This is a genomic window from Nostoc sp., assembly GCF_036917535.1.
Classification (GTDB): Bacteria; Cyanobacteriota; Cyanobacteriia; order Cyanobacteriales; family Nostocaceae; genus Nostoc.
This window is the reverse complement of the sequence record NZ_JBALDA010000017.1, coordinates 134,732-160,585: the sequence shown is the minus strand read 5'-3', so window position 1 is coordinate 160,585 and position 25,854 is coordinate 134,732. Positions and strand designations below refer to the sequence as shown.

The 25,854-nt window shown below is 40.6% G+C and carries 19 protein-coding genes and 1 pseudogene; 13 read left to right on the top strand and 7 right to left on the bottom strand.

Annotation, left to right across the window (positions count from 1 at the left end):
* Window positions 1-87 precede the first annotated feature (87 nt).
* Window positions 88-302, top strand: a pseudogene (locus tag V7K56_RS06160) (hypothetical protein); the annotation flags it as partial.
* Window positions 303-418: 116 nt separating this feature from the next.
* Here V7K56_RS06160 and V7K56_RS06155 read toward each other — a convergent pair.
* The 6 genes from V7K56_RS06155 to V7K56_RS06130 all read right to left on the bottom strand — a co-directional run bounded on the left by V7K56_RS06155 (window position 419) and on the right by V7K56_RS06130 (window position 5,628).
* Window positions 419-2,521, bottom strand: a complete 2,103-nt coding sequence (locus tag V7K56_RS06155) for an acylase (RefSeq protein ID WP_334908591.1) — start codon at window positions 2,519-2,521, stop codon at window positions 419-421.
* A gap of 267 nt (window positions 2,522-2,788) precedes the next feature.
* On the bottom strand, window positions 2,789-3,577 hold the full coding sequence (locus V7K56_RS06150; RefSeq protein WP_334908590.1) for a thioesterase II family protein: 789 nt from the start codon (window positions 3,575-3,577) through the stop codon (window positions 2,789-2,791).
* A 206-nt stretch (window positions 3,578-3,783) separates the two neighbouring features.
* On the bottom strand, window positions 3,784-4,011 hold the full coding sequence (locus tag V7K56_RS06145; RefSeq protein ID WP_334908588.1) for an MbtH family protein: 228 nt from the start codon (window positions 4,009-4,011) through the stop codon (window positions 3,784-3,786).
* Window positions 4,012-4,167: 156 nt separating this feature from the next.
* Complete coding sequence (locus tag V7K56_RS06140) at window positions 4,168-4,494, bottom strand: MbtH domain protein (RefSeq protein WP_334908586.1); 327 nt, start codon at window positions 4,492-4,494, stop codon at window positions 4,168-4,170.
* 16 nt (window positions 4,495-4,510) lie between these two features.
* Window positions 4,511-4,846: a hypothetical protein gene (locus V7K56_RS06135; protein ID WP_334908584.1), complete on the bottom strand. Its 336-nt coding sequence runs from the start codon at window positions 4,844-4,846 to the stop codon at window positions 4,511-4,513.
* Between the two features lie 56 nt (window positions 4,847-4,902).
* Entirely contained in the window at window positions 4,903-5,628 is a 726-nt protein-coding gene (locus tag V7K56_RS06130) for a VOC family protein (protein WP_334908582.1), read from the bottom strand.
* A 444-nt stretch (window positions 5,629-6,072) separates the two neighbouring features.
* On the opposite strand from V7K56_RS06130, the gene V7K56_RS06125 reads away from it, so the two are divergent.
* Window positions 6,073-7,065: a DUF3102 domain-containing protein gene (locus V7K56_RS06125; protein ID WP_334908580.1), complete on the top strand. Its 993-nt coding sequence runs from the start codon at window positions 6,073-6,075 to the stop codon at window positions 7,063-7,065.
* Here V7K56_RS06125 and V7K56_RS06120 read toward each other — a convergent pair.
* Window positions 7,036-8,004 (bottom strand): hypothetical protein, encoded by a 969-nt coding sequence (locus V7K56_RS06120; RefSeq protein ID WP_334908579.1) that lies wholly within the window; start codon window positions 8,002-8,004, stop codon window positions 7,036-7,038. The genes V7K56_RS06125 and V7K56_RS06120 overlap by 30 nt on opposite strands.
* A gap of 555 nt (window positions 8,005-8,559) precedes the next feature.
* Between V7K56_RS06120 and V7K56_RS06115 the strand changes: the two genes are divergently transcribed.
* The 11 genes from V7K56_RS06115 to V7K56_RS06065 all read left to right on the top strand — a co-directional run bounded on the left by V7K56_RS06115 (window position 8,560) and on the right by V7K56_RS06065 (window position 25,636).
* Window positions 8,560-9,555 (top strand): DUF3102 domain-containing protein, encoded by a 996-nt coding sequence (locus V7K56_RS06115; RefSeq protein WP_334908577.1) that lies wholly within the window; start codon window positions 8,560-8,562, stop codon window positions 9,553-9,555.
* 500 nt (window positions 9,556-10,055) lie between these two features.
* Window positions 10,056-15,479 carry an amino acid adenylation domain-containing protein gene (locus V7K56_RS06110; RefSeq protein WP_334908575.1) on the top strand — a complete coding sequence of 1,808 codons (5,424 nt, stop codon included), beginning with the start codon at window positions 10,056-10,058 and terminating at the stop codon, window positions 15,477-15,479.
* The gene (locus V7K56_RS06105) at window positions 15,442-16,431 is read left to right on the top strand and encodes a TauD/TfdA family dioxygenase (protein ID WP_334908573.1); all 990 of its coding nucleotides are present in this window, start codon (window positions 15,442-15,444) and stop codon (window positions 16,429-16,431) included. Before V7K56_RS06110 ends, V7K56_RS06105 begins: the two co-directional genes overlap by 38 nt.
* Window positions 16,432-16,551: 120 nt before the next feature.
* On the top strand, window positions 16,552-17,814 hold the full coding sequence (locus V7K56_RS06100) for a glycosyltransferase (protein WP_334908571.1): 1,263 nt from the start codon (window positions 16,552-16,554) through the stop codon (window positions 17,812-17,814).
* An 87-nt stretch (window positions 17,815-17,901) separates the two neighbouring features.
* A complete protein-coding gene (locus V7K56_RS06095) occupies window positions 17,902-21,531 on the top strand; it encodes a trifunctional glycosyltransferase/class I SAM-dependent methyltransferase/polysaccharide deacetylase (RefSeq protein WP_334908569.1) in 3,630 nt (1,209 codons plus the stop codon).
* A 61-nt stretch (window positions 21,532-21,592) separates the two neighbouring features.
* Window positions 21,593-23,014 (top strand): aspartate aminotransferase family protein, encoded by a 1,422-nt coding sequence (locus V7K56_RS06090; protein WP_334908568.1) that lies wholly within the window; start codon window positions 21,593-21,595, stop codon window positions 23,012-23,014.
* Between the two features lie 162 nt (window positions 23,015-23,176).
* Window positions 23,177-23,434 (top strand): hypothetical protein, encoded by a 258-nt coding sequence (locus V7K56_RS06085; RefSeq protein WP_334908560.1) that lies wholly within the window; start codon window positions 23,177-23,179, stop codon window positions 23,432-23,434.
* A 173-nt stretch (window positions 23,435-23,607) separates the two neighbouring features.
* A complete protein-coding gene (locus V7K56_RS06080) occupies window positions 23,608-23,757 on the top strand; it encodes a hypothetical protein (RefSeq protein ID WP_334908566.1) in 150 nt (49 codons plus the stop codon).
* A complete protein-coding gene (locus V7K56_RS06075; RefSeq protein WP_334908564.1) occupies window positions 23,754-24,716 on the top strand; it encodes a cupin-like domain-containing protein in 963 nt (320 codons plus the stop codon). The genes V7K56_RS06080 and V7K56_RS06075 overlap by 4 nt, the downstream gene beginning before the upstream one ends.
* 268 nt (window positions 24,717-24,984) lie before the next feature.
* Window positions 24,985-25,239, top strand: a complete 255-nt coding sequence (locus V7K56_RS06070) for a hypothetical protein (protein ID WP_334908562.1) — start codon at window positions 24,985-24,987, stop codon at window positions 25,237-25,239.
* Between the two features lie 139 nt (window positions 25,240-25,378).
* Window positions 25,379-25,636 (top strand): hypothetical protein, encoded by a 258-nt coding sequence (locus V7K56_RS06065; RefSeq protein ID WP_334908560.1) that lies wholly within the window; start codon window positions 25,379-25,381, stop codon window positions 25,634-25,636.
* Window positions 25,637-25,854 lie beyond the last annotated feature (218 nt).

The window sequence follows — 25,854 nt, the reverse complement described above, 5'->3', positions numbered from 1 at the left end:
TTGAGATTTCAGCAATATTCTTGTTTTACTGTTATATTTTGCGCTCTTTATTTATCTTTTACGGGTTTATCCGGTTAGGTGCAAGATGTGAGTAGAGTCGAAGGAGAAAACAGTCGTTTTAGACCGGAGGCGGAGCATCTCCGGCTCCGCATTATTTAGCTCGACTACATCGTAAATCTTTCTGTTATTCTAAGTCAGCACAAATGCTGAAATTCTCCATTCGACTAGTTATACATTATCTCAGGTATGGTTCAGTGCCGCTTCAGATGTATCCCACTCGTCTGATTGCAGCGACCGCCTGATTCATATTTTCATTCAGCAACGCCGAATTTCGCATTCCTCAATGATGTTTCTAGCAATTTCGACTCTTAGCTCACGTTCAGGTGTCATATCAATTCACCAATTTTGTGAATAGATTTCAGAATACCTTGCGTTCAGTCAAATGCGGTAGGATATCCTGGCGTGAGCGCCAAACTTGCCGCAACTGCTTGTGGGCTAACAACTTCAACTGGTCGCCCACATGGGGTGAATTTGGTTGAGTTGCATTACCATAACCGATAAGCGCCATTGCTTTGACAGGTTGAGAAAATTCAACCGCAGCGACATACGAATCACCAGCAACAGATTTGAAGCGCCTATCTGGCAGTGGAGCAAAATCGACGACGCGAAAGATACCGAGTTCGCCATCACCACCATTTGCAGGTAAATCAACATCACCAGACTGTAGCCGGAAAACATCTCCCCACGCTACATCTAATTTTCCATAAGCTTTTTCTACTTGAGCTGCAACAGTTTCCAATTTTGTGACTGCACTTTCAGGATTAGCCAAGCCATCAGGTGTAGTGCGGGGAAACTTTTCACTCCAAGGTTTGCTAAATGCACTATTAAAGTCTATTGTTTCTACCCAATTGGCGAATAATACCGCACCCCGACTATCTGCATTCGCTTGTCGATCCCAAGTTGACAGTACGTCTGCTGCGCGTTGAGCTAATTCGCTTCCATACTTTTGTGCAGCTGGAATTAAGTCATCCAAAATACGATCTGCCAGTTCCATCCTTGTTGAATGCTTGTAAGCAATCATTTCCGCCAAAGAGATTTTGTCATCCTCTGCTAGCATCCGCACAGAACGTTGCGTCCGAAAATTCGTAGATCCGCGTGGTGCTATGTAAGGCGGATAATTATCTGGATTGAGAACCTGTGGAAAGGTTGTTGTCCAAGGTGGGTCATTGGTATTTTGTAACCAGCCGCTTTTTGGGTCAATTACCCGTGGTAAATCCTGATATGGATGAGTTTTTGTCCACAAGGTTTTAGATGTATCTCCAGGAATTAAACCTTGCCAGTATTCAAAATTGCCTTGTTGCCGAATTGGCACTTGACCGTTAAACAGGTGCATGATGTGCCCTGCTCGGTCTGCATACATCACCGTGAACATCGGTAGTTGTAACCGTTGTAGTACAGATTGAAATTGGGTGAGGTTTTGAGAGCGTGCCATATCCCACCACTGTTGTAGTACTCCTGGCTGGTCAAGACCCACAACGCGCAGTGCCACAGTTTTACCGTCTTTACGCGGTATGACAGGTCCGTGAATAGAACTTTGCACTAAAAGTTTTTGCGATCGCAGTGTATCGTCTTTTTGTTTAACTTTCAAAGATAGGGTTTTAGTTTCAAAGGAGCGAACTTTGCCATCGAAAAGATAACCACCATCGCGCAGTTTGAGTTCGTAGGCATCCCACCCATCAAAGGTGTTGACTGTATGAGTCCAACCCAAATTATCATTAAAGGCGATCGCTAAAACAGGAATACCCACCAGTGTTGCTCCGTAAGCATCAATTCCTGGTGCATTCATCTGGGCTTCATACCACAAAAATAAATCTGACCAAGGTAGGTGTGGGTTAGCCAGCAGCATAGCATGACCGTTTTCAGAATGTGATGGTGCGATCGCCCAACCATTAGACCCAGCTTTTGATTCTTGCTTGCTAAGACCCGCAACCTCTTCTGGATTCGTGATAAAAGTAAAATGGAGTACTCGGTTGAGGTGAGCCAGAACATCTTCTGCCTTGACTGGCAACACAACCTCTACCTCGTCATCTATCAACTCACTATGCTCCTTAGCATAGGCATTGATTCCTGTGACAAAAGCATCAAGATAGCTGCGAAAAGTTGGACTCTGTGCTTTATACCAAGAACGAGCTCGTTCCGGGACTCCCATAGTCAGTACCCATTGGTCTGATTCTAAATATTTCTCTCCCCAGTATTGGGCAGCGCGTCCGCGTGCTTGACCATATAGACGCAAAAGTAGATTACCGTGGCTTTGCATTTGCGCCCAACCAAATGCTCGGAATGCACTTGCTTGATCCTTACCATAGATGTGGGGTACGCCATAAGTATCCCAAAGTATTTCAGTGGATTTTGCTAGTGTCACTCCACTATGGCTTGCTGTAAATAAGATAAAGATGAAACTAAGTATAAACAGTAAAAGTCGGAATGTTTTTCTTTGAAGAACTTTCAGTATATAGCTCATATTTTAGTTTTCTAATTAATGAAGAAAATGTAAATAACTTCAATACTAAATATACTGTTAAAGGTATTTAAATATTATTTCTAAAATTCCTTGAATATTTTGATGAAAATACATAAAAGAGGCTTACTAAATTATGCATTTATAAAATATTTTATCAAACATTGAGGAAAATAAAAAATATTTTTACCTGAGTTATAAAAATTTACAATCTACAAACTACAAACTACAAATGTAAGGTAAGGTAAAATTAAGAATAAACAGAAGAAATCAAAAGTTATATTGTGAACGCTTTATTTTATTGGTAATCTCCTGTAGTTCTTGAGAAAGTGATTGTAGCAGGAGTAATTGGGCTGAGTGCAAAAAGAAATGATCGCCTCTGAACATTTGCAGTGAGAATGCACTATTGGTTTGCTCGCGCCAAGCTTGGAGTTCATCAAAATTGACCTCCCGATCCTGTAAGCCGCCAAAAGCAGTAATAGGGCAGTTAAGTGGTGGTTCGGCAGTATAAACATAAGTTTCCAAAACCGCAAAGTCTGCTCTTAAAATCGGGACAAGAAGTTGCATCAGTTCGGTGTTTTCCAACACTACCTCGGGGGTACCATTAAGACGACGTAGTTCTTCTTTAAAAGCAGGTTCTGGTAAGGCATGAATGGGTGGATCTGAGTCGGGAATTTGGGGATCGCGGCGAGCAGAAACAAACACATGTACTGGTTCTAGACTGTACTGTTTACGGAGTAAACGGGTAAGCTCAAAGCTGACTAGCGCTCCCATACTGTGACCAAAGAAGACGAATGGTTTGTTTAGATGTGGAAGCAAAGCGAGAGCGATCGCACTCACAAGAGGTTCTAGCTGCGAGAATAGAGCTGTCTTCATCTGAGTTCCTCGTTCAGGTAGTTCAATAGGACAAACTTCTACAGTTGTGGGTAAGCCCTCTGACCAGGTACGAAAAGTTAGAGAACTACCACCGGAATAGGGGAAGCAGAATAAACGCACCGAAGCAGAAGAATTTGGCTTAGGACAGGTAACCCAGGAGTTTAAAGTTGGTGTAGTCGTCATGATTGGACTTGAAGTTTGATAAAATAGCCCTATAAAGTATCTTTTTAAGCTCTGTTTCTTGCAGTTAAAACCTCTTATACCAATTGGCAATACTTGTGCTAGGCGTGAGAAGCAAGCTTGTAATTAAGAAAGTAAGATCGATTTGGGCATCCCGGTTTGAATCTGTAACATTCTTTTAGCGAATTGGTATTACTTTATCGGTAGTACTAAGTTTGGCTGCGAGCAGCTTCTTCCATCTTCTTTCTTAAACTGAGTGGTCTCATATCAGTCCAGACTTGCTTGATATATTCAAGACATTCTGCCTTCAAACCACTTTTGCCTGCATCCCGCCAACCGAATGCATTTTCTCGGTCAGCAGGCCAAATGGAATACTGCTCTTCATGATTAACTACAACTTTGTAAATCGTTGTATCTTCTTTATCATCTTGATACATTTTTCTCTCCTATTAATTATTTTTGATGCCTAATATCAAAATCTTGTACCTTGTTTGGAACTCAAGTTTAGAGTTGTGTAGAGATGCGTTCGTTCAGCCTTCTTGAAGGAAGTAATTTCGCCTCTATACATCTATTGCAATGGAGTAAAACTGCTATCACTTTTCTATCGGTTCGAGGTGTCCCTTACCTTCTAAAGTTTCGAGGTTAATATCTGCAATGCATTGAACTTTTACGTAATTTAGAGTTAGGTTGCCAACTAAATGAACTTTCCCCGTGGGATGCTCAAAGTTAGCTTCATTAAAATTAGACAGTTCTGGATCTAGCTTGACACTTAAATCAGTACCTCCCTTAGTATCTGTGAATTTGATGTGAACATAACCTCTGTCGATACTTTCTTTAAGTGCTATGGCTGTTTTTTCGGGTCGTAAGCTGACTTCGACAGGATGTTGACCTTCTGACAATCGTTGTACTAACTCGTTCATCACAGTTTCTCTTATTTTAGGACTCAACTTTTTCTTGACTTACTGATGCTTTGACTTGTATGGGTTCGTAAACTGGAATCTCAAAGGCCAGAGTCTTGTGGCAAAACTCCTTCCATTCGGGAGTTACATTGTCAAAAATGATATTCTCATCCTTGAAAATTCCATCGGTGACTACATAGTTTTCTTGAAGGTAAAGAAAGTCATCATCGGTTAGTTCTCTATTAATTTTGACTTTCTCGCCCTCAACTTCTGTGCTTTCTTTTCTTGTATTTTCAGCATACTCCGTCCATTGACTGAACTCACGTAATTTTTTTAAAGAGTAAGCTTTGCAATACTTTCCCATTGTTGCCATAGTAATACCTCTGTTCACATTCTTTCTGTTTGGCAGCGATGCAATTACGCTGTGTTTTAATATTTCAACAAAATTGGTAGAATTGGTCGTGCATCAAGATTTTTTTCTCTGATACCCTCGTCAAAAGTTAACTCTAGCAGTGGAACTTTCCCTCGTTCAATAGTGACATGACTATGTGTACAAAGCACAGACATAGCGTCAGTCAAGTCTTTGTCGCTATTAATTGTGATTTTTACACTGGTTAGCTTTCTTACACCCAAGGGATGAGATATTAACTGCTGATACGCTGTTAATGAGGGATCGAGCCAAGTTGTCAGAGCAATGCAGTCAGGAATCACAAAGCAAAAAGGCTCTTTCTGATTCACAAGATTTTCTGCTGCAAAACTAATAGATATCTGTCCTTGCATACACTCAGCCCAGTATAAAGTTGAATCGGATACCAACTTGCTCTGATCAGACCTCCTACGTAGACCAATACCAAAGGGTGATGCTTCTGGGTGTTGCCCACGAACACGGGTTAGCATATGAATGTCTGTTAGCTCAGATTGCTGTTCCACTAAATGTTTATCTTCTACCCAAATTAACTCAAGATAAGTATTCTCAAAAAAAATTATCCTTGATGCTGTTCCTTGTTTCACATGCTGCACTACTTGATGAGAGCAGTAAAAACCAAGTTGTTCAAGAACTGAGATACTTTCAGCGCCTTTTGTCGTGCAGATAAAAATGTGATCTACCTCTAGAAAAAAATTATCCGCACTTATCTGGTGGGACGTTGTTTGCATAGCAATCAATTCTCAGCTTTAATTTTTCTTGCTGAACTCTAAACTCTAGCCAAAGAAATTTGCTTTACTCAGCAACCCATGTGTGGAAAGTTAAGCCGTAGTCTTGGTTGAGCTTCTATTTACCCGCACTAAAATGAGTGTAGTTTTCAGCTAAAGGTTAATGTATGACTGAATCCTACAGATATTGTGTTAACAATTAGAAATATTATTCAATTAGGATACCCTGTTTTAGTATTAGAAGCCAATTTTTTTCTTCTTTCATCGTCTCTTGAGTACATCTTAATTAAAAAGATTATCATTAAGATTAAAGAAGATCAAGCTATTTTCCTCATAATTTCTCTATAGCTGAAGAAGATTTCAGCTACGACGTTTATGGATGCTAGGGCCGATCAACATATAATCGACTATGATAAATTTTGTGTAGAAAGTAGTCTTAAACAAATCGTGAACAAGTTGAAAAAACATAGTCAAGTGGTCACTGGTTTCGACTATGAAATTTTAAATTCTGAACAGCGTATTGTTATTCAACAGCGAACTGGAGAAATTAAGGAGCGCTTACGACGTTCAGCACAGGATATTTGGGAAATTGGTCAGAAGTTAGCTGACGTGCGCTCCCGGCTCAAACACGGACAGTTTGAGACTTGGCTGAAAGCTGAGTTTGGTTGGAGCCGACGGACGGCTTACAATTTTATTAATGTTTATGAAGCATTTGCTGAACGTGCAAATTTTGCACAAATAGATATTGCCACATCTGCACTCTACCTTTTGGCAGCACCATCAACTCCAGAAAACGTTCGTGAAGAAATTCTGCAACGTGCTATGGAAGGCGAAACCTTAACTCATAAAAGTATTCGTCAGGTAATTGAGGAAGAGAAATCACAGTCTACCTCTGCTGCTGCTTCCCCTGAGCCTCCACAGCCACTTACTTCTAAGCCGGAGATTGTGACTATAATTCCCAAGGAGATGGTTAAAGTTGAAACACCAGCTTTAGAGGTTACTGTAGCAAAGTCATCCTCAGCCTCACCTGTTATTGAAACTGCCGATGAAATCCAGTCAAGTTGGTTTTTACTGGAAAAGCAACATTTTGTGTTCTGGGGTGATACAGCTGCACCACAATTCGTCGAACGCATACCATTTGCTGCACTTGCCATTGCGATTACCTCTGAGGACTGGGATCATGATTGGTTAGTTGAACGGGCAAAGACTGTGATTATCTTTCCCGAATCAGATTTTAAAGAGGATTTGATTGAACAGCTAATCAAGATGTTTTCGGCATCTGGGGATATAGTAATTTTTCCCTGGCTACCAAGCATGGATATGATAAAAATCTCTCATCAGCTAAGTAGGCGAGTGTTTGCGGGAGATCCTGATATTGAGCGTTGTCGTCAGGCGATCGCACACTCAAGATTAAGATCTGAGCCATTGGACTATCCTTAGATTATTGAATTGTTCCGATTCCAATACATTCAACAGTTTTTCTTCCAATGCACTTAAATAAGGTCGGTTCAGTTTTCCTAAAGACTCCAAAAACCTTTGAACCGATTCTTCCAACGCGCTGGAGTATATTTTGCTGATGCGCTCGCTGATTTGTTGTATTTGCTGACATTCCGAAGGTGAGTAATCATAAGACTTCAGATGCTTTAACCCAATGGTGTACTCTCTATCCCAAAGTCTTACGGTGCAAGTGAAATCGTTCACTTGGCTGACTATGCCCCAACACCCACTCTTACCCCTGAGTTCGGGATTGTCCTGGGCAATGATTTGGCAAACTTCTCCAATTTCATAGGTATTGGGTACTTTCTTGTGATCCATGATTCGCTGAACTACGTCTTTGACGATTCTACCAGTTGGCACTTTGCCACTAGCCTCCTGGACTGAAAGTTGCCACGCTTGTTGCTGTTGCTGGGGTTCAAGCTTTGTCAAGGGTCGGACTTGGCGCTCACTGGTTGGTAGAATTTGTGTCCCATTGGCTGTCAAGTCTTCATGCTCCACAATTTGACAACCATTGGTTGTCAAATTTTCATAAACATCAGCTGCGGCAATCAAGTAATTCGACTGTTGCCGACTATGACCAAATTTATCGCGGCAATAATCCTCAAATGTTTTGTGTGTGGAACGGTATAGCCTGCGGTCACGTAACTCCATTAACGCCTTCCCTGCTTCATAAAAAGCACGTTCAACTTTTTGCTCTAAATGCAGGCGTAAGCTTTGTTCTTCTTCACTTAACTCTTGGACTTCAACAGCAGTAACGTCAATTGTCACGGAAGCGAGGTTTTCTTTTAGAGGAGTATCTTTCTTTGCAAAGGGTTCTGGTAGTTTTAGAGCGCTAGAGGCAACAGAGGTGGTTCTTTTGCGCTGAAAAGGTGGTTTGTTCATTCTCCCGCCTCAAGACCAATAGTGTTTGAGCCAATATAGGTTTTACCATGATTTGTGTAGTTGCATTTAATATCTTCCTTAAGCTGGTGCTAATATCAATCCGCGTTCTAAAACGCAATTTTCTTTCTTTGGAAAATTCCTAAGTGAGCGTCATCTTTTTAACCGATTTATCAATTCCCTCAATCCAAGGCATTGTATATTAATGACCGAAGTGCATCGAATCAAACACTCAGCTGTAGAAATTATTTTCGCGCATTCCCTCATAACTTCGCTTCCTTTGAAATCAGGACTTACGCACAGGTAACGGAAAATCAAACCACAGAGAAGCCAGTGTGCCCTTGCGGTTCCCCGACTTGTTCGCTCTTAGCGTTCCCGCTTTCTTAGCAACTGGCACGACGCAGAGAACACGGAGGAATAAGAGTTAGAGAGGTTTTTTGGCGTAAGTTCTAGAAATCTTTTTCAGCAATCACGTTGCTGGATGCTGTACACAATCAACATAATAATTGGCTATGATAAATTTTTTGTAGAAGGTAGTCTATACAAATTGTGAACAATGTGAACAGGTTGAAAAAACAGAGCCAAATAGTCACTGGCTTCGACTATAAAACTTTGGATGACAAACAGCGTATTGTTATTCAGCAGCGAACTGGAGAAATTAAGGAGCGCTTACGCCGTTCAGCCCAGGATATTTGGGAAATTGGTCAGAAGTTAGCTGACGTGCGCTCCCGGCTCAAACACGGACAGTTTGAGACTTGGCTCAAAGTTGAGTTTGGTTGGAGCCGACGGACGGCTTACAATTTTATTAATGTTTATGAAGCATTGACTGAACCTGCAAATCTTGCACAAATAAATATTGCAACTACTGCTCTCTACCTTTTGGCAGCACCATCAACATCACAAGATGTTCGTCAGGAGTTTTTGCAACGAGCAAAAGAAGGGAAAAGCGTAACATACAAAAGCCTTCGCCAAGCAATTGAGCAAGAGAAATCACAGTCAACTTCTGTTGTTATTTCATCAGAGCCATTAAAGCCACTTACTCAAGAGCAGAAGATTAAGACCATAGTACCAAAAGCAGTGGCAGAGGTTGAAATATCAGTAATAGAAGTGACTGCACCAAAGATATCCACGGCTTCTTCTCCTGTTACTACTATTGATAATGAACTTCAGTCAGGCTGGTACTTATTGGGAAAGCAGCATCTTTTGTTTTGCGGTGATACAGCCTCACCCCAATTTGTCGAACGCATACCCTTTGCTGCCCTTGCTATTGCGATTACTTCTGATGACTGGGATCATGATTGGTTAATTGAACAAGCAAAGACTGTCATCGTTTTTCCAGAATCGGATCTTAAAGAGCAATTGATTGAACAGCTAGTCAACATGTTTTCCAAACCAGGGGAGGTAGTAATTTTTCCCTGGTTACCAAGTAAGGATATGATAGAAATCGCTCACAAGTTAAAAAGGCAAATTTTTGCAGGCGATCCTCTAAGCGCGCGTTGCCTTGAGGCGATCGCACATTCACTATTCAAATTTGAGCCACTGGACTACCCTTAAACTACGGAATTCCCATGCTTGAGCTAAAATCAGGTTGTTGAAAGTACTTGACTTGTTCGAGCCGTTGATATACGTCAAAAGTAATAAATTATTTTATGCAATAGGATAAAATCACGTTTACATTTTGTACTAATAGGTATTACTTATTAATAGATGATTGCTAAATGCCACAATCCCTTGTAATCTATAAAAATCTAAATGAAAATAACTAGCAATATCAAAGCTTGCATGGCTAATTTAGTGATTTCGCCGTCTTGTTCCCTAAAGCAACATTGAGGTCTGTTTTTTGAGTGAGTTTTCCCAATTGAATTAAATAATTCTAGAAAAGCACGAGCTTGAGCAGGAAAGAGGTATATCTGTTTAAGGTTTACTTTATTGAAGTAGAACTTCAAACTAAGATATCTATAACAACTGACTCAAATCTTTGTTCAGCCAGAAGTGAGTGTGAAATTAGTTTTGCCACTACTGCTTGTTTGGATCTGATTACCTGAGACATAATAATGACTCAAATTATTAATAAATTCCGAAAAATTCCCCCTCAGTATGCGACTATCATCGATATTCTGCGCGATCGCAGTTTCCAGATGCCACACGCACCAGCCTTCACTTTTCTTGAAGATGGCGAGACTCAGGAATTAACGCTGACTTACCAAGAATTGGATCGGCGCAGTCGGGCTGTAGCAGTTCAACTCCAAGCTCTTGGTTTGAGTGGGGAACGTGCCATATTACTATATCCTCCAGGATTGGATTACCTAACAGCATTTTTTGGTTGTCTATACGCTGGGGTAGTGGCAGTTCCAGCTTATCCGCCTCGCAATCAACGTAAAACGCCTAGAATACAAGCTATTAGCATAGATGCACAGGCAAGCGTTGCTCTCACCACAACAGCAATGCTTCCCACATTACAATTAATACTCACACTCCTAACAAAACAGGGAAATTTTCACTGGCTGACAACTGACAACATCGCACAGGGTATAGAAGATTCTTGGCAACAACCTGCAATCAATAGGGATACCCTAGCCTTTCTGCAATACACATCGGGTTCTACAGGCACACCAAAGGGAGTGATGCTCAGTCATGGCAATCTGCTGCACAATGCCGATGTAACTTACCAACTCATGGAACATTCATCTAGTAGCAAGTTTGTATCCTGGCTGCCTGTTTACCATGATATGGGGTTGATTGGTGGGATTTTGCAACCTTTATATGGCGGTTTTCCTTGCATCTTAATGTCGCCAGCATCTTTTTTACAACGACCTTACCGGTGGTTGCAAGCTATATCTTACTACAAAGGCACCACCAGTGGTAGCCCCAACTTTGCTTATGAACAATGTGTTCAAAGGATTACTCAAGAACAAAAAGAAACTCTTGACTTAAGTAGTTGGAATGTCGCGTTTAACGGTGCTGAACCAGTCCGGCAGGATACTCTTGAGCTATTTGCAACCACCTTTGCAGAGTGTGGCTTTCGTCCAAAAGCATTCTACCCCTGTTACGGCATGGCGGAAGCAACTTTGATAGTTTCTGGTGGGATCAAAACAGCTTTAGCTCAAGTAAAAACTGTAGAGAAATCTGCACTTTCACAGAACCAGATAGTTGAAGCAACTACCCAGAGTCAAGGTATCCAAAGCTTTGTCAGTTGCGGTGAAACAATTCCTCAACAGCAAATTGTCACTGTCAATCCTGAAACATTTACTCGCTGTTCATCAGATGAAGTTGGCGAAATCTGGGTATCTGGGCCAAGTGTAGGTCAAGGTTATTGGAATCGAAAAGAAGAAACAGAGCAAACATTCCACGCCTATTTGAAAGACACAGGCGAGGGGCCGTTTTTACGAACTGGTGACTTAGGCTTTTTGGACAATGAAGAACTCTTTATTACAGGTAGAGCAAAAGATTTAATTATTATTCGCGGTCGCAATCTTTACCCGCAGGATATAGAATTAAGCGCCCAACGCAGTCATCCATCCTTACGTGCTGGTGCTAATGCAGCATTTACAGTAGATATTAATAACGAAGAAAGGCTCTTTGTTGTACAAGAATTAGAGTTTCGTGCCAAGCCAAGTTTAGCAGAAGTAACTAGTGCAATTCGGCAAGTTATTAGTGAAGAACATGAGGTACAAGTTTATGGCGTAGTTTTAATTAAACCAGGTAGTATACCTAAAACTTCTAGTGGTAAAATTCAACGACGTGTAACTCGCACTCAATTTCAGAATGGTGAACTGAATATAGTTGTCAGTGACATTTTCAAAATTAGTGATATTGCCAGAAAAGAAACTCGATTACAGCGTTCCGAACTTTTAGCGCTTTCCCCAAAAGAGTGTCAACCGATTCTAGAATCATATTTGACTGAACTCTTAGCACGAGTACTTTCCATCGCACCGGATGATATTAATCTTCAAGAACCATTAAGCACACTGGGACTTGATTCTTTAAAAGTATTTGAATTAAAAAATCGGATTGAGGTTGATTTAGAGGTAGAAGTATCCGTAGCAGACTTTTTTGAAGGGATGAGTACGCGATCGCTTGTCACCAAGTTACTGGCTCAAATGACAACAGACGCAATACCGTCATTATCCCTTACTCAACAAGAAAAAAACACATCTATTCATCCTCTATCTTTTGCCCAGCAGGGATTATGGTTTATCAATCAGCTTACTCCCGATACTCCTACATATAATATTCCTATAGTCATTAACTTCAAAGGTTGTGTTAACTTAACAGCTTTACAAGATAGTCTTAACAAAATTATTAGACGACATGAAGTCTTACGCACAAGCTTTACAGTCATAGATGAACAACCCGTCCAAGTTATCAATCAAGCTATACCTTTAACTTTGGCGGTTGAAGATTTGCGTTCACTATCAGAAAACGAACGCATTCAAGAAGCACAACGTTTGGCTAGAGAATTCGCACAGCAGCCATTTGACTTATCTGCTCAATCGCTTTTACGTGCTCAAGTTTTACAATTAAGTGATAAAAGTTATCACTTAATTGTTACCCTGCATCATATAATTGCAGATGGTTGGTCTATTAGTCTTTTGATTAAAGAACTAACTGCACTATATGAAGCATTCGCAACAGGCAAACTCTCACCACTGACTGAATTACCCATTCAGTATGGAGATTTTGTTAATTGGCAACAAAAATGGCTCGATTTTGAGCGTATTCAATCTTTATTGACCTATTGGAAACAAAAGTTGCAAGGTGAACTTCCTGTACTGAATTTACCAACAGACCGTCCGCGATCGCCAGTTCAAACATTCAAAGGCGCTCAAGCGAAATTAGTTCTTTCTCCAACTCTCACAAAAGGACTAAAGAATTTGAGCCGTCAGCAGGGAGTAACTCTGTTTATGACCTTGCTTACAGCCTTTAAAACCTTGCTGTATCGCTACACAGATCAGACTAATATTTTAGTCGGTTCGCCAATCGCCAATCGTAACAGAGCAGAAGTTGAGTCATTAATAGGATTTTTTGTCAATGTTTTAGTACTGCGTACAGAACTTTCTGCCGACTTAAGTTTTCAAGAGTTATTAGCGCGGGTGAAGTCAACAGCTTTAGAAGCTTATGTTCATCAAGACTTACCTTTTGAGAAGTTAGTAGAAGAACTACAGCCAAATAGAGACTTAAGTTACAACCCATTATTTCAAGTGATGTTCGTTCTCCAGAATGTACCAAGATCAAATCCCAAACTGTCAGATGTCTCTGTTACTTATTATGAGGGTTACAACGGGACATCTAAGTTTGATTTGACATTGTTTATGGAGGATTCCGAGCAAGGGTTGGTTGCAACTTACGAGTACAACAGGGATTTATTTCATACAGATACCGTTACTCGGATGCTGAGACATTTCCAGACTTTATTGTCAAGCATAGTTAGCGATCCCGAACAATGTATTTCAAAATTGCAACTATTAACGCCAACTGAAGTTCAGCAATTATTAGTTGAGTGGAATGATACCAAGACAGACTACCCGCAAGACAAGTGCATTCATCAATTGTTTGAGGTGCAAGTAGAAAAAACACCAGATGCTGTTGCAGTCATTTTTGTAGACGCGCAAGGCGCGGCTTCTCGCAGAGTAAATCAACAATTGACCTACCGCGAGTTGAATAACCGAGCGAATCAACTAGCACACTACTTACAAAAATTGGGTGTAAAGCCAGAGGTGCTTGTTGGTATTTGTATGGAGCGTTCGCTTTTTATGGTAGTTGCAGTGTTAGGTATTTTAAAAGCTGGCGGAGCATACTTGCCCTTAGATCCTGCACATCCCAAAGAGCGTTTAGCCTTTATCTTACAAGACACCCAGAGTCCAATACTGCTAACTCAGCAGAGGTTGATAGAGAAATTGCCAACCGATTCCATCAAGGTAGTTTGTTTAGATTACGATTGGAAAGAAATTGCTCAAGAATCATCAGAAAACCCCGTTTGTCAGATAAATTCTGCTAACCTAGTGTATGTTATTTACACTTCTGGCTCCACTGGCAAACCTAAAGGAACATTAATTCCTCATCAGGGATTACTCAACTACTTAAGTTGGTGTACTCAAGCATATACAGTTGAGCAAGGCAAAGGAACTACCGTTCACTCTTCTCTTGCTTTTGACTTAACTATCACGAGTCTGTTCTCACCATTACTGGTTGGGCGTCAGGTAGAACTCATTCCCGAAGACCAAAGCATCGAGTCTTTGGCAAATATACTTCGCCAAGAGTCAAACTTGAGTCTCGTTAAAATCACACCAGCCGAACTCTTATTAATCTCTGGGCAATTATCGTCAAAAGAAGTAGCAGGTATAACCAGAGCTTTCATTATTGGAGGAGAAAACCTCTTGACAGAGAGCATCAGCTTCTGGAAAGCCTTTGCACCTGATACGATGTTGGTAAATGAATATGGCCCAACAGAAACGGTTGTGGGCTGTTGTATTTATCGAGTACCTAATGGTGAAATTGAATCAAGCTCAGTTCCTATTGGTAAACCAATAGCTAACACTCAGCTACATGTATTAGACCAATATCACCAGCCAGTGACGATTGGAGTTCCAGGTGAACTGTATATAGGAGGTGCTAGTTTAGCGCGAGGTTATCTGAATCGACCAGAACTTACGGCTGTGAAATTCATTCCCAATCCCTTTAGTAACAAGCCGGGAGCGCGATTGTACAAGACCGGGGACTTGGCTCGTTATCGTTGGGATGGAAATCTAGAGTTTTTGGGACGGATTGACCATCAGGTAAAGGTGCGTGGTTATCGTATTGAACTTGGAGAAATTGAGGGTTTACTAGGGCAACATCCAGAAGTTCAAGAAGCAATAGTGCTAATGCGGGAGGATGTACCAAACAATAAGCGTTTGGTAGCTTATTTTGTTGCCAACACTGAGATAGCTCCTACCACTACTGACCTCCGGAACTTTCTCAAGGAACAGCTACCAGAATACATGCTACCGTCGATATTCGTACAGCTAAAGGCACTACCGTTAACGACGAATGGCAAGATAGATCGTCGGGCATTGCCTCTACCAGATGGCGATCGCCCTGAGTTAGAAGAGGCTTATATGGCTCCTCGTTCTGAAATGGAAAGGGCGATCGCAAGAGTTTGGCAAGAGATGCTCCATCTAGAAAAAGTGGGTATCAATGACAACTTTTTTGACCTTGGTGGTCATTCATTACTGATGCTTCAGGTAAATAACAAGCTACAAGAAATTATTAACTGTAATATATCTATTGTAGAAATGTTTCAGAATCCAACTATCAACTCCTTGACACAATATTTAAATCAAAAATCAGAAAAAGCTCCTTTATTTCAATCAATACGTAACAGAGTAAATAAGCAAATAGAAGCGGTTGAAACACGAAAAAAATTAGTAAGCAATTACAACATAAAAAAGATTGAAAATTATGACGACAACAATTCAAATAAGACAATTTGGCACTAGTGATGCTAAGATAATTTTTAGTGATCGCCAAGAAAATATTCTTAGCCTTCCAACTCAAGAAGTATTAGACCTGTTTAATTCATTTGGTCTTTTACTTTTTCGGGGGTTTGGTATTAATTACGAGCAATTAGTAGAATTTTCGGCACAATTTAGTTCTAAATACGTTCGAGATCCCCAAAGACAAATTGTTGATTCAGCAGACAAATTTATTCAGTTAGTAGATAACGGAACTGGGTATGTTCCTCCTCATTGTGAGAATGCAGTTAGTCCATTCCGTCCTGATGTTGTCTGGTTTTGTTGTGCTGTACCCGCTGCTGAGGATGGTGAAACTTTGTTTTGGGATGGTGTACAGGTTTGGAAAGAGTTAAGCGAACAGTCGAAACAACTATTTCTTTCCAAAAAACTCAAGTTTATGTTTGATTTTAATATCGATAGCTGGAAGTTATTTTTTGGTTCAGATACCACTATTGATGATGCGAAGCGAGCATTATCTGAGTTTGAAGGTATAAGTTATATTGTCAGAGACGATCAGTCCATAGACATGGAATATATTTGTTCAGCTGTAGTAAAAACAAGAAACTCTGGTGAAGAGGCATTTGCTAATAGCATCATACCGTGGTATCACAAACAAGGTACTTGGGAAAAGATAAAGTCTTATTTGCTAGAGACGTATAATAGTTCGACCTTCGGAAAACTTTTTGGCTCTCTGCCACAATTTTTAGTAACTTATTTACAAGCAAAACCCCAGACAATAACCTTTGAAGATGGTTCACCAATTACTGATGTAGTTATGGATGAAATTAACACAATCATAAACAGATTGACTGGGGTGATACCATGGCAGACTGGCGACATGGTAATGATTGATAATTCCAGATTTTTGCATGGTCGCAGAGCATTTCAAGATACTCGACGGCAGATTTACAGTCATCTCAGTTACCTGAAGTACTGAAAACTTTTGTTGTTTGTTTGTATTTACCAATAATATTAAACACAAATTGCTCAAGAAAAAATAAACACTAAAATACTGCAATAGATTTTTCATAAAAAAAGCGAATCTATAAAAATTATTATGAAAATTACAATGGTGACATGGGGTTCAACTGGTGATATAGTACCTTTTATTGCATTGTCTTTGGGACTACAACGCGTTGGTCACACAGTGCAAATTGCTACTAATTATTATCATCAAGAAATAGTTAAAAGTCATGGATTAAAGTGTGTTCCTATAGACCTGAATGTTGAAGACATCGAATACCCCGAATCCTTGATTTCCCACACATTCCGTACCATAATTTATCAAAGGAAGCTACTGCAAAGATACAAAGAAAGTGTTCTTCCTGAGTGCTGGCGTATTTGCCAAGATACAGACGCAATTATCTTTAACTCAGATGCCCATCCGATTTATGAGATTGTGGAAAAACTGGGCATACCTAGCTATGCTGCTTTTGCACAACCCCTTCAGCAAACCCGTGCTTTTCCTCATCTATATATGCCATGTAGATTCGATTTGGGAGGAATCTATAATCGGTTAAGCTACCCCTTATTTGACCAACTTTCTTGGCAATTTTTTCGTCAGCCGCTTAATGAATGGCGACAGAAAAATTTAAACTTGCCTGCTCTTCCAGTCTGGTCAGGTATAGTGCGTCGGATGAACCAGCAGCAAATACCCCGTTTTTACATATATAGTCCTTCTGTTTTGCCTAAACCATCTGATTGGCCTGATTGGCATCACGTGACTGGTTATTGGTTTTTAGATAGACCAACAGATTGGCAACCGCCTACCGATTTAGTGGATTTTCTAGCCGCAGGAGCACCACCAATATACATTAGCAATAATATGAACTGGGATGTACTGAATAAAGAAATAGTGCTAAAAGTATTGGCACTCACAGGGCAGAGAATCATCGTGCAGAGCTTGGATGATGAAGTCGAACTACCAGATGAAGTTTTCAATATCAAACAATGGATTGCTTATGATTGGTTATTCCCACAAGTAGCGACAATTGTGCATCATGGTGGTAGTGGAACAACAATGAACAGCTTGCGTGATGGTGTTCCTACAATTATTATTCCTCACATTACCGACCAATTTTTCTGGGGGAATAGGATAGCAAAGTTAGGTCTTGGTCCGACACCAATTTTACGAAGAGAACTGTCAGCTGAAAGGCTTGCAACTGGAATTTTAGCTGCCATCAGTGACAAAAAAATGCAGCAGCGTGTAGCGGCTATGGGCAAACGTATTCAGGCAGAAAATGGTGTAATGCGTGCCGTTGAAGCTTTTCATCATCATTTGCTATTTAATCAACATCAGCAAAATGTTTATATTGCATAAAATGGTCGTTAAAACTTTTACTGTATGGCTTTTAAGGCTGCAATTTATTTAAATGTCAAGCAATTTAAAAGTTGAGAGAGTGTTTTCATGAATAGCTTAGGTGTATCCGTCATCATCCCTGCACACAATGCAGCTAAAACAATTGCAGAAACTCTCGAATCTGTTTGCGAACAGACTTTTTCAAACTGGGAGGTGATTATTATTGATGATGGCTCCAGCGATGAAACAGCGACCATAGCCACAAACTTCGCAAAGCAGGACTCTCGAATGCGTGTAGTGAGTCAACCACAAATGGGAGTGAGTGCCGCTCGAAATAGTGGCATTAATTTAGCGCAATTCGACTGGCTGCTTTTTCTTGATGCCGATGATTGGATTTTACCCTTACACCTAGAGCGGCTAACAACCATCCTTGCTTCAGACCCCAAACTTGATGCTGCTTATTGCAGTTGGATGCGAGTGACTTCTGAACGCAAACAATATGGGCCAGTGTTTTCAATTTCATCAGATGGACTGTTTCCTAGATTGACTCAAAGTAGTCCAATGGCCATCCATACTTGTATTATTCGTCGATCGCTAGTTCAAGCAATTGGGGGTTTTAATCAGGCGCTTAGTAACTGTGAGGACTGGGATTTCTGGCAACGAATTGCCAGAATCGGTGCTTATTTTAGTGAGACTAGTGAAGTGCTGGCGCATTATCGTATACGAACTGACTCTATTTCAACTAACGCACTTCAATCGCTCATTGATGGTCTTCAAGTGATTACTCAAGGACATGCGCCCGATTCTCGAGTACTAAACCCCCATCCCGCTTATGCAAAGGGTCAGGCAATGGATGACCTCCCTAGTGCTAAACTCAACTGGCTTTGCTACTGTGCTGGACTGGCTATCGGTTCTGGTAAGGACGCCCGGCCTCTACTAGACTGGCTTCAGGATGTTCGCAATCCAGATTTATTGTCTAGTGATATAGTTAGCTCCTTACTTTATGGTCTACCGTTGAGAACCTGCCCACCACTATCTGAATATCATAAGTTCTGGCAAAATCTCCAAGAACCAATAAACGACTTCTTAATAGCTCTGGAAAATCACTTAGGCGCGACTGGACTTGTTCGTCGTGCCCGTTCCCACATGGAGCGCATAATCTTAGACGAGGCAGTGCAATTGCGACCTGTAACTGTTGGTATTACCTATGCCGTGCGAGTAGAGGTTACAGAGCCGATTCAGGACTTATATACTCCTTCTTCAACAGAACGCTTGCATTGTACGATTGAATTAGAGGGAGAACGGCTAGGAATCTTAGAATTGCCAGTTTTTGATGGCATAGTTTTTGGTCGTGTTCTAGCTGATGCGATCGCTGCTGAGTTTGCTTGGCCAATTCTCGGCCGCTTCTTCGAGCATCTCGTCTATCCAGATTTCATGATTGAACAAGACTCTACAGGTTTAGCAATCCAGCGAGGTAAAATGCGCCTTGCAGATGGATTGCCTGAAGGCGAGCAGTTTTGGACACAGGCTCACGAGCAGGTTGGCTGGACAGTATTTTTACAGGAAATTTGGGGATATCCAGACTGGTCGCAAAATGTTTTCTACGAGCAAGAGGCAGTACAAAAAGAAACTACAAAACGCCTAGTCGTCAATAACTATCTCGTAGTTGAGGTCAGCGATGAGTTGGTCGATTTAGAAGTTTCTAGTAACTTTTTAAATATTGTTGTCACAGTAGGTGGGGTGGCGATTGGAGCCTTTATCATGCCTGTTCAATCGAGTATTGTTAGCGCTCAGAAATTGCGATCTAAAATCTTATTGGAGAGCGGGTTTGAACTATGTCGAGCCGCTGTTCGGGAAGGCTTACTTGGCAGATCGCTGACAGAGAAAATATCGCTCCGAGACCGCCTAGCTGAAGTAGTAACCAAACAAAAAGCTCAAAACACTTCAGAGGTAGAAGCATATATATCTAATCTTGTTTTAGGCACAGCTAAAGCTCTAAACCAGATCTTATCCTTAAGAAAAAATGCAATGGTAATTGGTTGTCGGACTATGGAGCCAATAGGCAGTAGTGCTTCTCGGTGGGCAATGCTGCCAACAACAGTCATTGATGAACTAACTGATGCTGCTCTAGTTACCAATGAACTATTGATTCAGATATCTCCCCAACCTAACCAAAATGTAGAAAGGCTATTTTATACACCAGACCTGATTCTGCGTCAGTCTACGAGTCAAGGATGGCGGTCTGCAATAGAAACAACCGCTTTAAATTCTTCAATCAAAGTTAAGGGTGCTAATTCCGGCGTTCGCGGAATATTCGAGACAATTTTTGCTATGAGTCCAGACCCTTGGGATTACAAAGGCTCTTACGAACAGACAAAGTACGAACAGACTCTTTCATTGCTACCATCTGGGCAAATTAAGCAGGCACTTGAACTAGCCTGTGCAGAAGGTCACTTTACAGTACAACTTGCTCCTTATGTTGATAATCTAGTTGCTGTTGACATTTCGCAGATTGGACTTGAGCGTGCTGCTAAACGCTGTGCTCAACTAAAAAATGTCAGTTATATGCATCTCGATTTTGTAACCGATCCGCTTCCCAGTGGTTTTGAACTGATTGTATGTAGCGAAGTTTTTTATTATGTTGGTAACCGGGAAAACCTCCAGGCAGTTGCTCATAAATTTGTTGATGCACTTGAACCTGGGGGTTACTTGATAACAGCCCATGCAAATCTTGTTGTCGATGAGCCTAACCGTACTGGTTTCAACTGGGATCATCCCTTTGGTGCCAAAGTAATTGGTGAAATCATTGGTTCAACCCCTGGTCTTTGCCTTGTTAAGGAACTCCACACTCCTGTTTACCGAGTTCAACTTTTTCAACGAAAATTACCTGGTAGTTTTTTAGAAGAGTCATTAATTCCAGAGGTAATTGAGGTTCAACATGGACAACTAAACTCTACAGATGCGGAGAATGTTTTATGGGAAGGTGGAATACCCCAGCGTAACCCAGAAATTTCTATTGTCACCCACACTATTGAACTGCCTATTCTGATGTATCACAGAGTTGCCTCCACTGGTTCATCTGAAATGGCTCGATGGCGTGTAACACCTGAAGCATTTGAAGAACAGCTGCGCTATCTGCAAGATGCGGGATTCTATAGTGTCACATTAGAGGACTGGCGCATAGCGATGATGACAAAAAAACCGCTTCCAGGGCGGGCAGTGCTAATCACTTTTGATGATGGCTATCTTGACTTCTTAACTGATGCTTGGCCGCTGCTCAAACGCTATGGTTTTTCAGCGATGGTTTTTTTGGTCGCGGATCGAATCGGACAGACTAATAAGTGGGATAATGCTTATTATGGCGAAAATTTACCTCTGCTCGAATGGCAGCAGATTGTACAACTGCAAGCAGAAGGAGTTGAGTTTGCCTCTCATTCAGCTAGTCATCGCCACCTTAGTTCTTTATCACCTGCTGAGGTTGTGCGTGAAGGAGTGCGATCGCGAACAATCCTCGAACAGAAGCTGAGAACACCTATTAGAGCTTTTTCATATCCAGAAGGTGATGTTGACCCAGTAGTTAAGCATTTAATTGGAGCTTGTGGCTACATCTTTGGTTTGTCTTGTCGATCGGGTCGCAGCTCGTTTCAGGACCCTCTACTGGAACTACCTCGGATCGAAATAGAAGGCTCAGATAGCCTAGAGGACTTCGTTGTCAAGCTAAGTCCCTTAGCTTTTTGAGATGCTTTGTCATAAAAACCTTCTTAGTGTATAAATTGTTATAGTCAGGAGCTATGAACTTATGTATGCAGAAGATGTTAGTTTATTTAACTTACAAAGCAGATATTTAGAAACATTTATCAAATCCTATAATGAACGAACAAAAACCTCAAAAACATTTCAACAAACCTATCATCCTGTAATTGCTGAACCCGGTCTTTTGGGATTGTTTGATGTCTCAATCAAAGAAGTGTGTTATCCCATAGTTGTAAAGCGCTCTCTGGGTTCCAAAATCTGGGATGTAGATGAGAACGAATACACTGACTTCATCATGGGACAGGGAATAAATCTCTTTGGTCATAATCCAGACTTTATTAAGAAAGCTTTACAGGAGCAGCTTGAAAAAGGCATTCAGCTTGGTTTACAGCCAGAGCTAGTAGGTGAGGTTGCTCAGTTAATCTGTGAACTGACACAGATGGAACGAGTAGCCTTTTCCAACACAGGCACAGAAGCAGTAATGACAGCGGTACGCCTAGCCAGAGCAGCAACAGGTCGTAAGAAAATAGTGATATTTTCAGGTTCTTATCATGGTCATTTTGATGGAACTCTAGCTCAACAATCAAAGACAGTCGATGGAAATCTATGTACTGTACCCACAGCTCCAGGAGTAATTCCCAATTTTGTAGAAGATATTTTGGTTCTAGATTATGGAAATCCTCAGTCATTAGATGTGATTGAATCTAATGCACAGGAATTGGCCGCCGTTCTAGTTGAACCTGTGCAGAGTCGTCATGCTAACTTGCAGCCTCAAGAGTTTCTTCAGCAACTAAGACAATTAACACAAGCAACAGGAATAGTATTGATTTTTGATGAAATGGTTACAGGTTTTCGTATTCATCCACGTGGCGCACAGGCATGGTTCGGCGTTCAAGCAGATATAGCAACCTACGGAAAAATTATTGGTGGTGGTTTGCCAATTGGCATCATAGCTGGTAAAGCTGCTTATATAGATAGAATCGACGGTGGGATGTGGAACTATGGTGATATTTCTTATCCTCAAGTCGAGACGACTTTTTTTGCTGGCACTTTTCGTAGACATCCACTGGCGATGGCTGCTGCATACTCTGTTCTGCAACATCTCAAAGTTTATGGTTTCGACCTGCAACAGCAACTAAATCAACGCACTTCTGAGCTTGTCAAAAGATTGAATACTATCTTTACAGAAAATGAATTGTCACTTTGCTACTCGAATTTCGGCTCACTATTCAGTTTAAGTTCTATGGGGACTTCTGCTCAATTACAAGACGAATCCTACTGGACAAGCTTGAGATTATTAATGTATCACTTACGCTACAAAGGAATCACTTTACTTGAAAGTGGTGCTGGCTATTTATCTACAGCACATACAGACCAAGATATTGATTGCTTAATTCAAGCTTTTAAGAGTAGTGTTGAGGATCTCATAGCAGCTGGTTTCTTTTCAAGTACGTCATCGCAGAAATAAAGCCACCATTTGAAATGAAGTAAAAAGTTTGCAGCATTATGTATTCTTGCTTTTGACTTTTGCCTTGTTGTACTAATCCTTGTGTTCATTTTACTCCAGCATAATGTCAGCGGTTGTAAAGATTGAGCTTTTACTAACAACTAAAACCCAAGGAGTTAAATTTTGATTATTGATGCATTTAACATACCAGATGGTACAGTTATTGACAGTGAAATTTGCATTGTTGGAGGCGGAGCAGCAGGAATTACTCTGGCAAAAGAATTCATGGGCACATCACATCATGTCTGTCTGCTCGAAAGTGGAGGACTAGAGGAACCTGAGGAACTGACAAAAGTCTTGTCTGATGGTGAAAATCTTGGACTATCTTACTCAAAACATGTACGTTCTTGTCGTTCTTTAGGCGGTAATACCAATTTTTAGGGTTCCTGGTGTCGCCCACTTGATGATGTTGATTTTGAATGTCGCCCTTGGGTTCCATACAGTGGGTGGCCTTTTACAAAAGCAGAACTAATTCCTTACTACAATCGTGCTCAAAAAAGAGTTTCTTTAATGAACCAACTATAGCTGGGTTAGCTGAAGTGATTATCATAAAAATGGCTGATCAAACAGATGAGAATGCGTTAGCTAAAGCCTTAACAGACATTGAGCAACTCTTAGAAGATGAAGCACAGAAAAACTTGATTTGCAATCAAAAATATGATAACTTTTTTAATTATTTGTTGTTGCGCCATTTAAAATCATGAATGTACAACTACCTTTTTATCTGTTCACGATTATTAGATTTACTTTTGTCACGATTACGTTAATTGTTGTCGTTCGCTTAATAATGTATTTACTTACAAGAATGTGGCGCAAGCAAAAATATAAGTTGGTGTGGACATCAATTTATTCAGTTGATCGTCGCAGCAACCTTTCGTATGATGAGTTTGTCCGAGAGTACGCATCTGTTGGAAAACCTGTCATCATCACAGATGCAATGAAAGACTGGAAAGCCTCGACAAAGTGGACTTTAGATTTCTTCAGGTCGGAGTGTGCATCAATTTCCGTCGGAGACTTTGGTGTGGAGAACCCGTTAATGGATATGACTGTTGCTGAATATCTGGATCGAACGACCGCTGCTGATTGCGACAAATTTCTCTACCGAGCCTGGCCTATTTCTTCTTTTCCTAAACTTTACGAAGACTACAAAGTTCCAGTTTATTTCCACGATTGGTTGCCAAGACTGCCACAGAAGCCTTTAAACAATTATTTCGGTTATTTGTTGACTATACTCTTTATAGGTGCTAAAGATACATCGATAGGTCTTCATAAGGATGGCTTGGATATGCCTTCATGGATAGCGCTGATTTCTGGGCGGAAAAAAATTGTTTTATTCACACCAGACCAAGAAGATTTCTTGTACAACGGTCAAGTTGACGTATTCAACCCAGATTACAAAAAATTTCCCCTTTATGTAAATACTACGCCAGTAGAAGTAAACCTAGAAGCGGGAGAAATTATATTTGTACCAATAAGGTGGTTTCATCATGTAATAAATATTGAAAATAGCATTAGTTTAGCCTCTAACTTTATAAATGAGTGGTGTTCAGAAATAGTTTTTGAAGCTGTTAGAAATGAAGCTCCAATAAAAGGGAAAATTTTACCATTGATTTTAGAATTTCCGTTGATTGGTAAGGCTCTTTCCACCACAGGATTGTTATGAAAAAGTATGTATTTTTTAAAGCTTTAGAGCAACCACCTTAAAATAAGACAAAATCAAGGAACTCCACACTCCTGTTTACCGAGTTCAACTTTTTCAACGAAAATTACCTGGTAGCTTTTTAGAGGAGTCATTAATTCCAGAGGTAATTGAGGTTCAACATGGACAACTAAACTCTACAGATGCGGAGAATGTTTTATGGGAAGGTGGAATACCCCAGCGTAACCCAGAAATTTCTATTGTCACCCACACTATTGAACTGCCTATTCTGATGTATCACAGGGTTGCCTCCACTGGTTCATCTAAAATGGCTCAATGGCGTGTAACACCTGAAGCATTTGAAGAACAGCTGCGCTATCTGCAAGATGCAGGATTCTATAGTGTCACATTAGAGGACTGGCGCATAGCGATGATGACAAAAAAGCCGCTTCCAGGGCGGGCAGTACTAATCACTTTTGATGATGGCTACCTGTTTCTTTTCAAGTACGTCATCGCAGAAATAAAGCCACCATTTGAAATGAAGTAAAAAGTTTGCAGCATTATGTATTCTTGCTTTTGACTTTTGCCTTGTTGTACTAATCCTTGTGTTCATTTTACTCCAGCATAATGTCAGCGGTTGTAAAGATTGAGCTTTTACTAACAACTAAAACCCAAGGAGTTAAATTTTGATTATTGATGCATTTAACATACCAGATGGTACAGTTATTGACAGTGAAATTTGCATTGTTGGAGGCGGAGCAGCAGGAATTACTCTGGCAAAAGAATTCATGGGCACATCACATCATGTCTGTCTGCTCGAAAGTGGAGGACTAGAGGAACCTGAGGAACTGACAAAAGTCTTGTCTGATGGTGAAAATCTTGGACTATCTTACTCAAAACATGTACGTTCTTGTCGTTCTTTAGGCGGTAATACCAATTTTTAGGGTTCCTGGTGTCGCCCACTTGATGATGTTGATTTTGAATGTCGCCCTTGGGTTCCATACAGTGGGTGGCCTTTTACAAAAGCAGAACTAATTCCTTACTACAATCGTGCTCAAAAAATCTGTCAGATTGGTGATTTTAAAAATTACGATCCTACGCATTTAATAAAAACTTTAGGGCATCCTGAATTAAGCCTAATTCCGTTTAATAGTAAACAATT

Bases quoted from the DNA above. Each gene is read 5' to 3' on its own strand.
- V7K56_RS06155 (WP_334908591.1), bottom strand. From the start codon at position 2,521: ATGAGCTATATACTGAAAGTTCTTCAAAGAAAAACATTCCGACTTTTA.
- V7K56_RS06150 (WP_334908590.1), bottom strand. From the start codon at position 3,577: ATGACGACTACACCAACTTTAAACTCCTGGGTTACCTGTCCTAAGCCA.
- V7K56_RS06145 (WP_334908588.1), bottom strand. From the start codon at position 4,011: ATGTATCAAGATGATAAAGAAGATACAACGATTTACAAAGTTGTAGTT.
- V7K56_RS06140 (WP_334908586.1), bottom strand. From the start codon at position 4,494: ATGAACGAGTTAGTACAACGATTGTCAGAAGGTCAACATCCTGTCGAA.
- V7K56_RS06135 (WP_334908584.1), bottom strand. From the start codon at position 4,846: ATGGCAACAATGGGAAAGTATTGCAAAGCTTACTCTTTAAAAAAATTA.
- V7K56_RS06130 (WP_334908582.1), bottom strand. From the start codon at position 5,628: ATGCAAACAACGTCCCACCAGATAAGTGCGGATAATTTTTTTCTAGAG.
- V7K56_RS06120 (WP_334908579.1), bottom strand. From the start codon at position 8,004: ATGAACAAACCACCTTTTCAGCGCAAAAGAACCACCTCTGTTGCCTCT.
- V7K56_RS06110 (WP_334908575.1), top strand. From the start codon at position 10,056: ATGACTCAAATTATTAATAAATTCCGAAAAATTCCCCCTCAGTATGCG.
- V7K56_RS06105 (WP_334908573.1), top strand. From the start codon at position 15,442: ATGACGACAACAATTCAAATAAGACAATTTGGCACTAGTGATGCTAAG.
- V7K56_RS06100 (WP_334908571.1), top strand. From the start codon at position 16,552: ATGAAAATTACAATGGTGACATGGGGTTCAACTGGTGATATAGTACCT.
- V7K56_RS06095 (WP_334908569.1), top strand. From the start codon at position 17,902: ATGAATAGCTTAGGTGTATCCGTCATCATCCCTGCACACAATGCAGCT.
- V7K56_RS06090 (WP_334908568.1), top strand. From the start codon at position 21,593: ATGTATGCAGAAGATGTTAGTTTATTTAACTTACAAAGCAGATATTTA.
- V7K56_RS06080 (WP_334908566.1), top strand. From the start codon at position 23,608: ATGGCTGATCAAACAGATGAGAATGCGTTAGCTAAAGCCTTAACAGAC.
- V7K56_RS06075 (WP_334908564.1), top strand. From the start codon at position 23,754: ATGAATGTACAACTACCTTTTTATCTGTTCACGATTATTAGATTTACT.
- V7K56_RS06070 (WP_334908562.1), top strand. From the start codon at position 24,985: ATGTATCACAGGGTTGCCTCCACTGGTTCATCTAAAATGGCTCAATGG.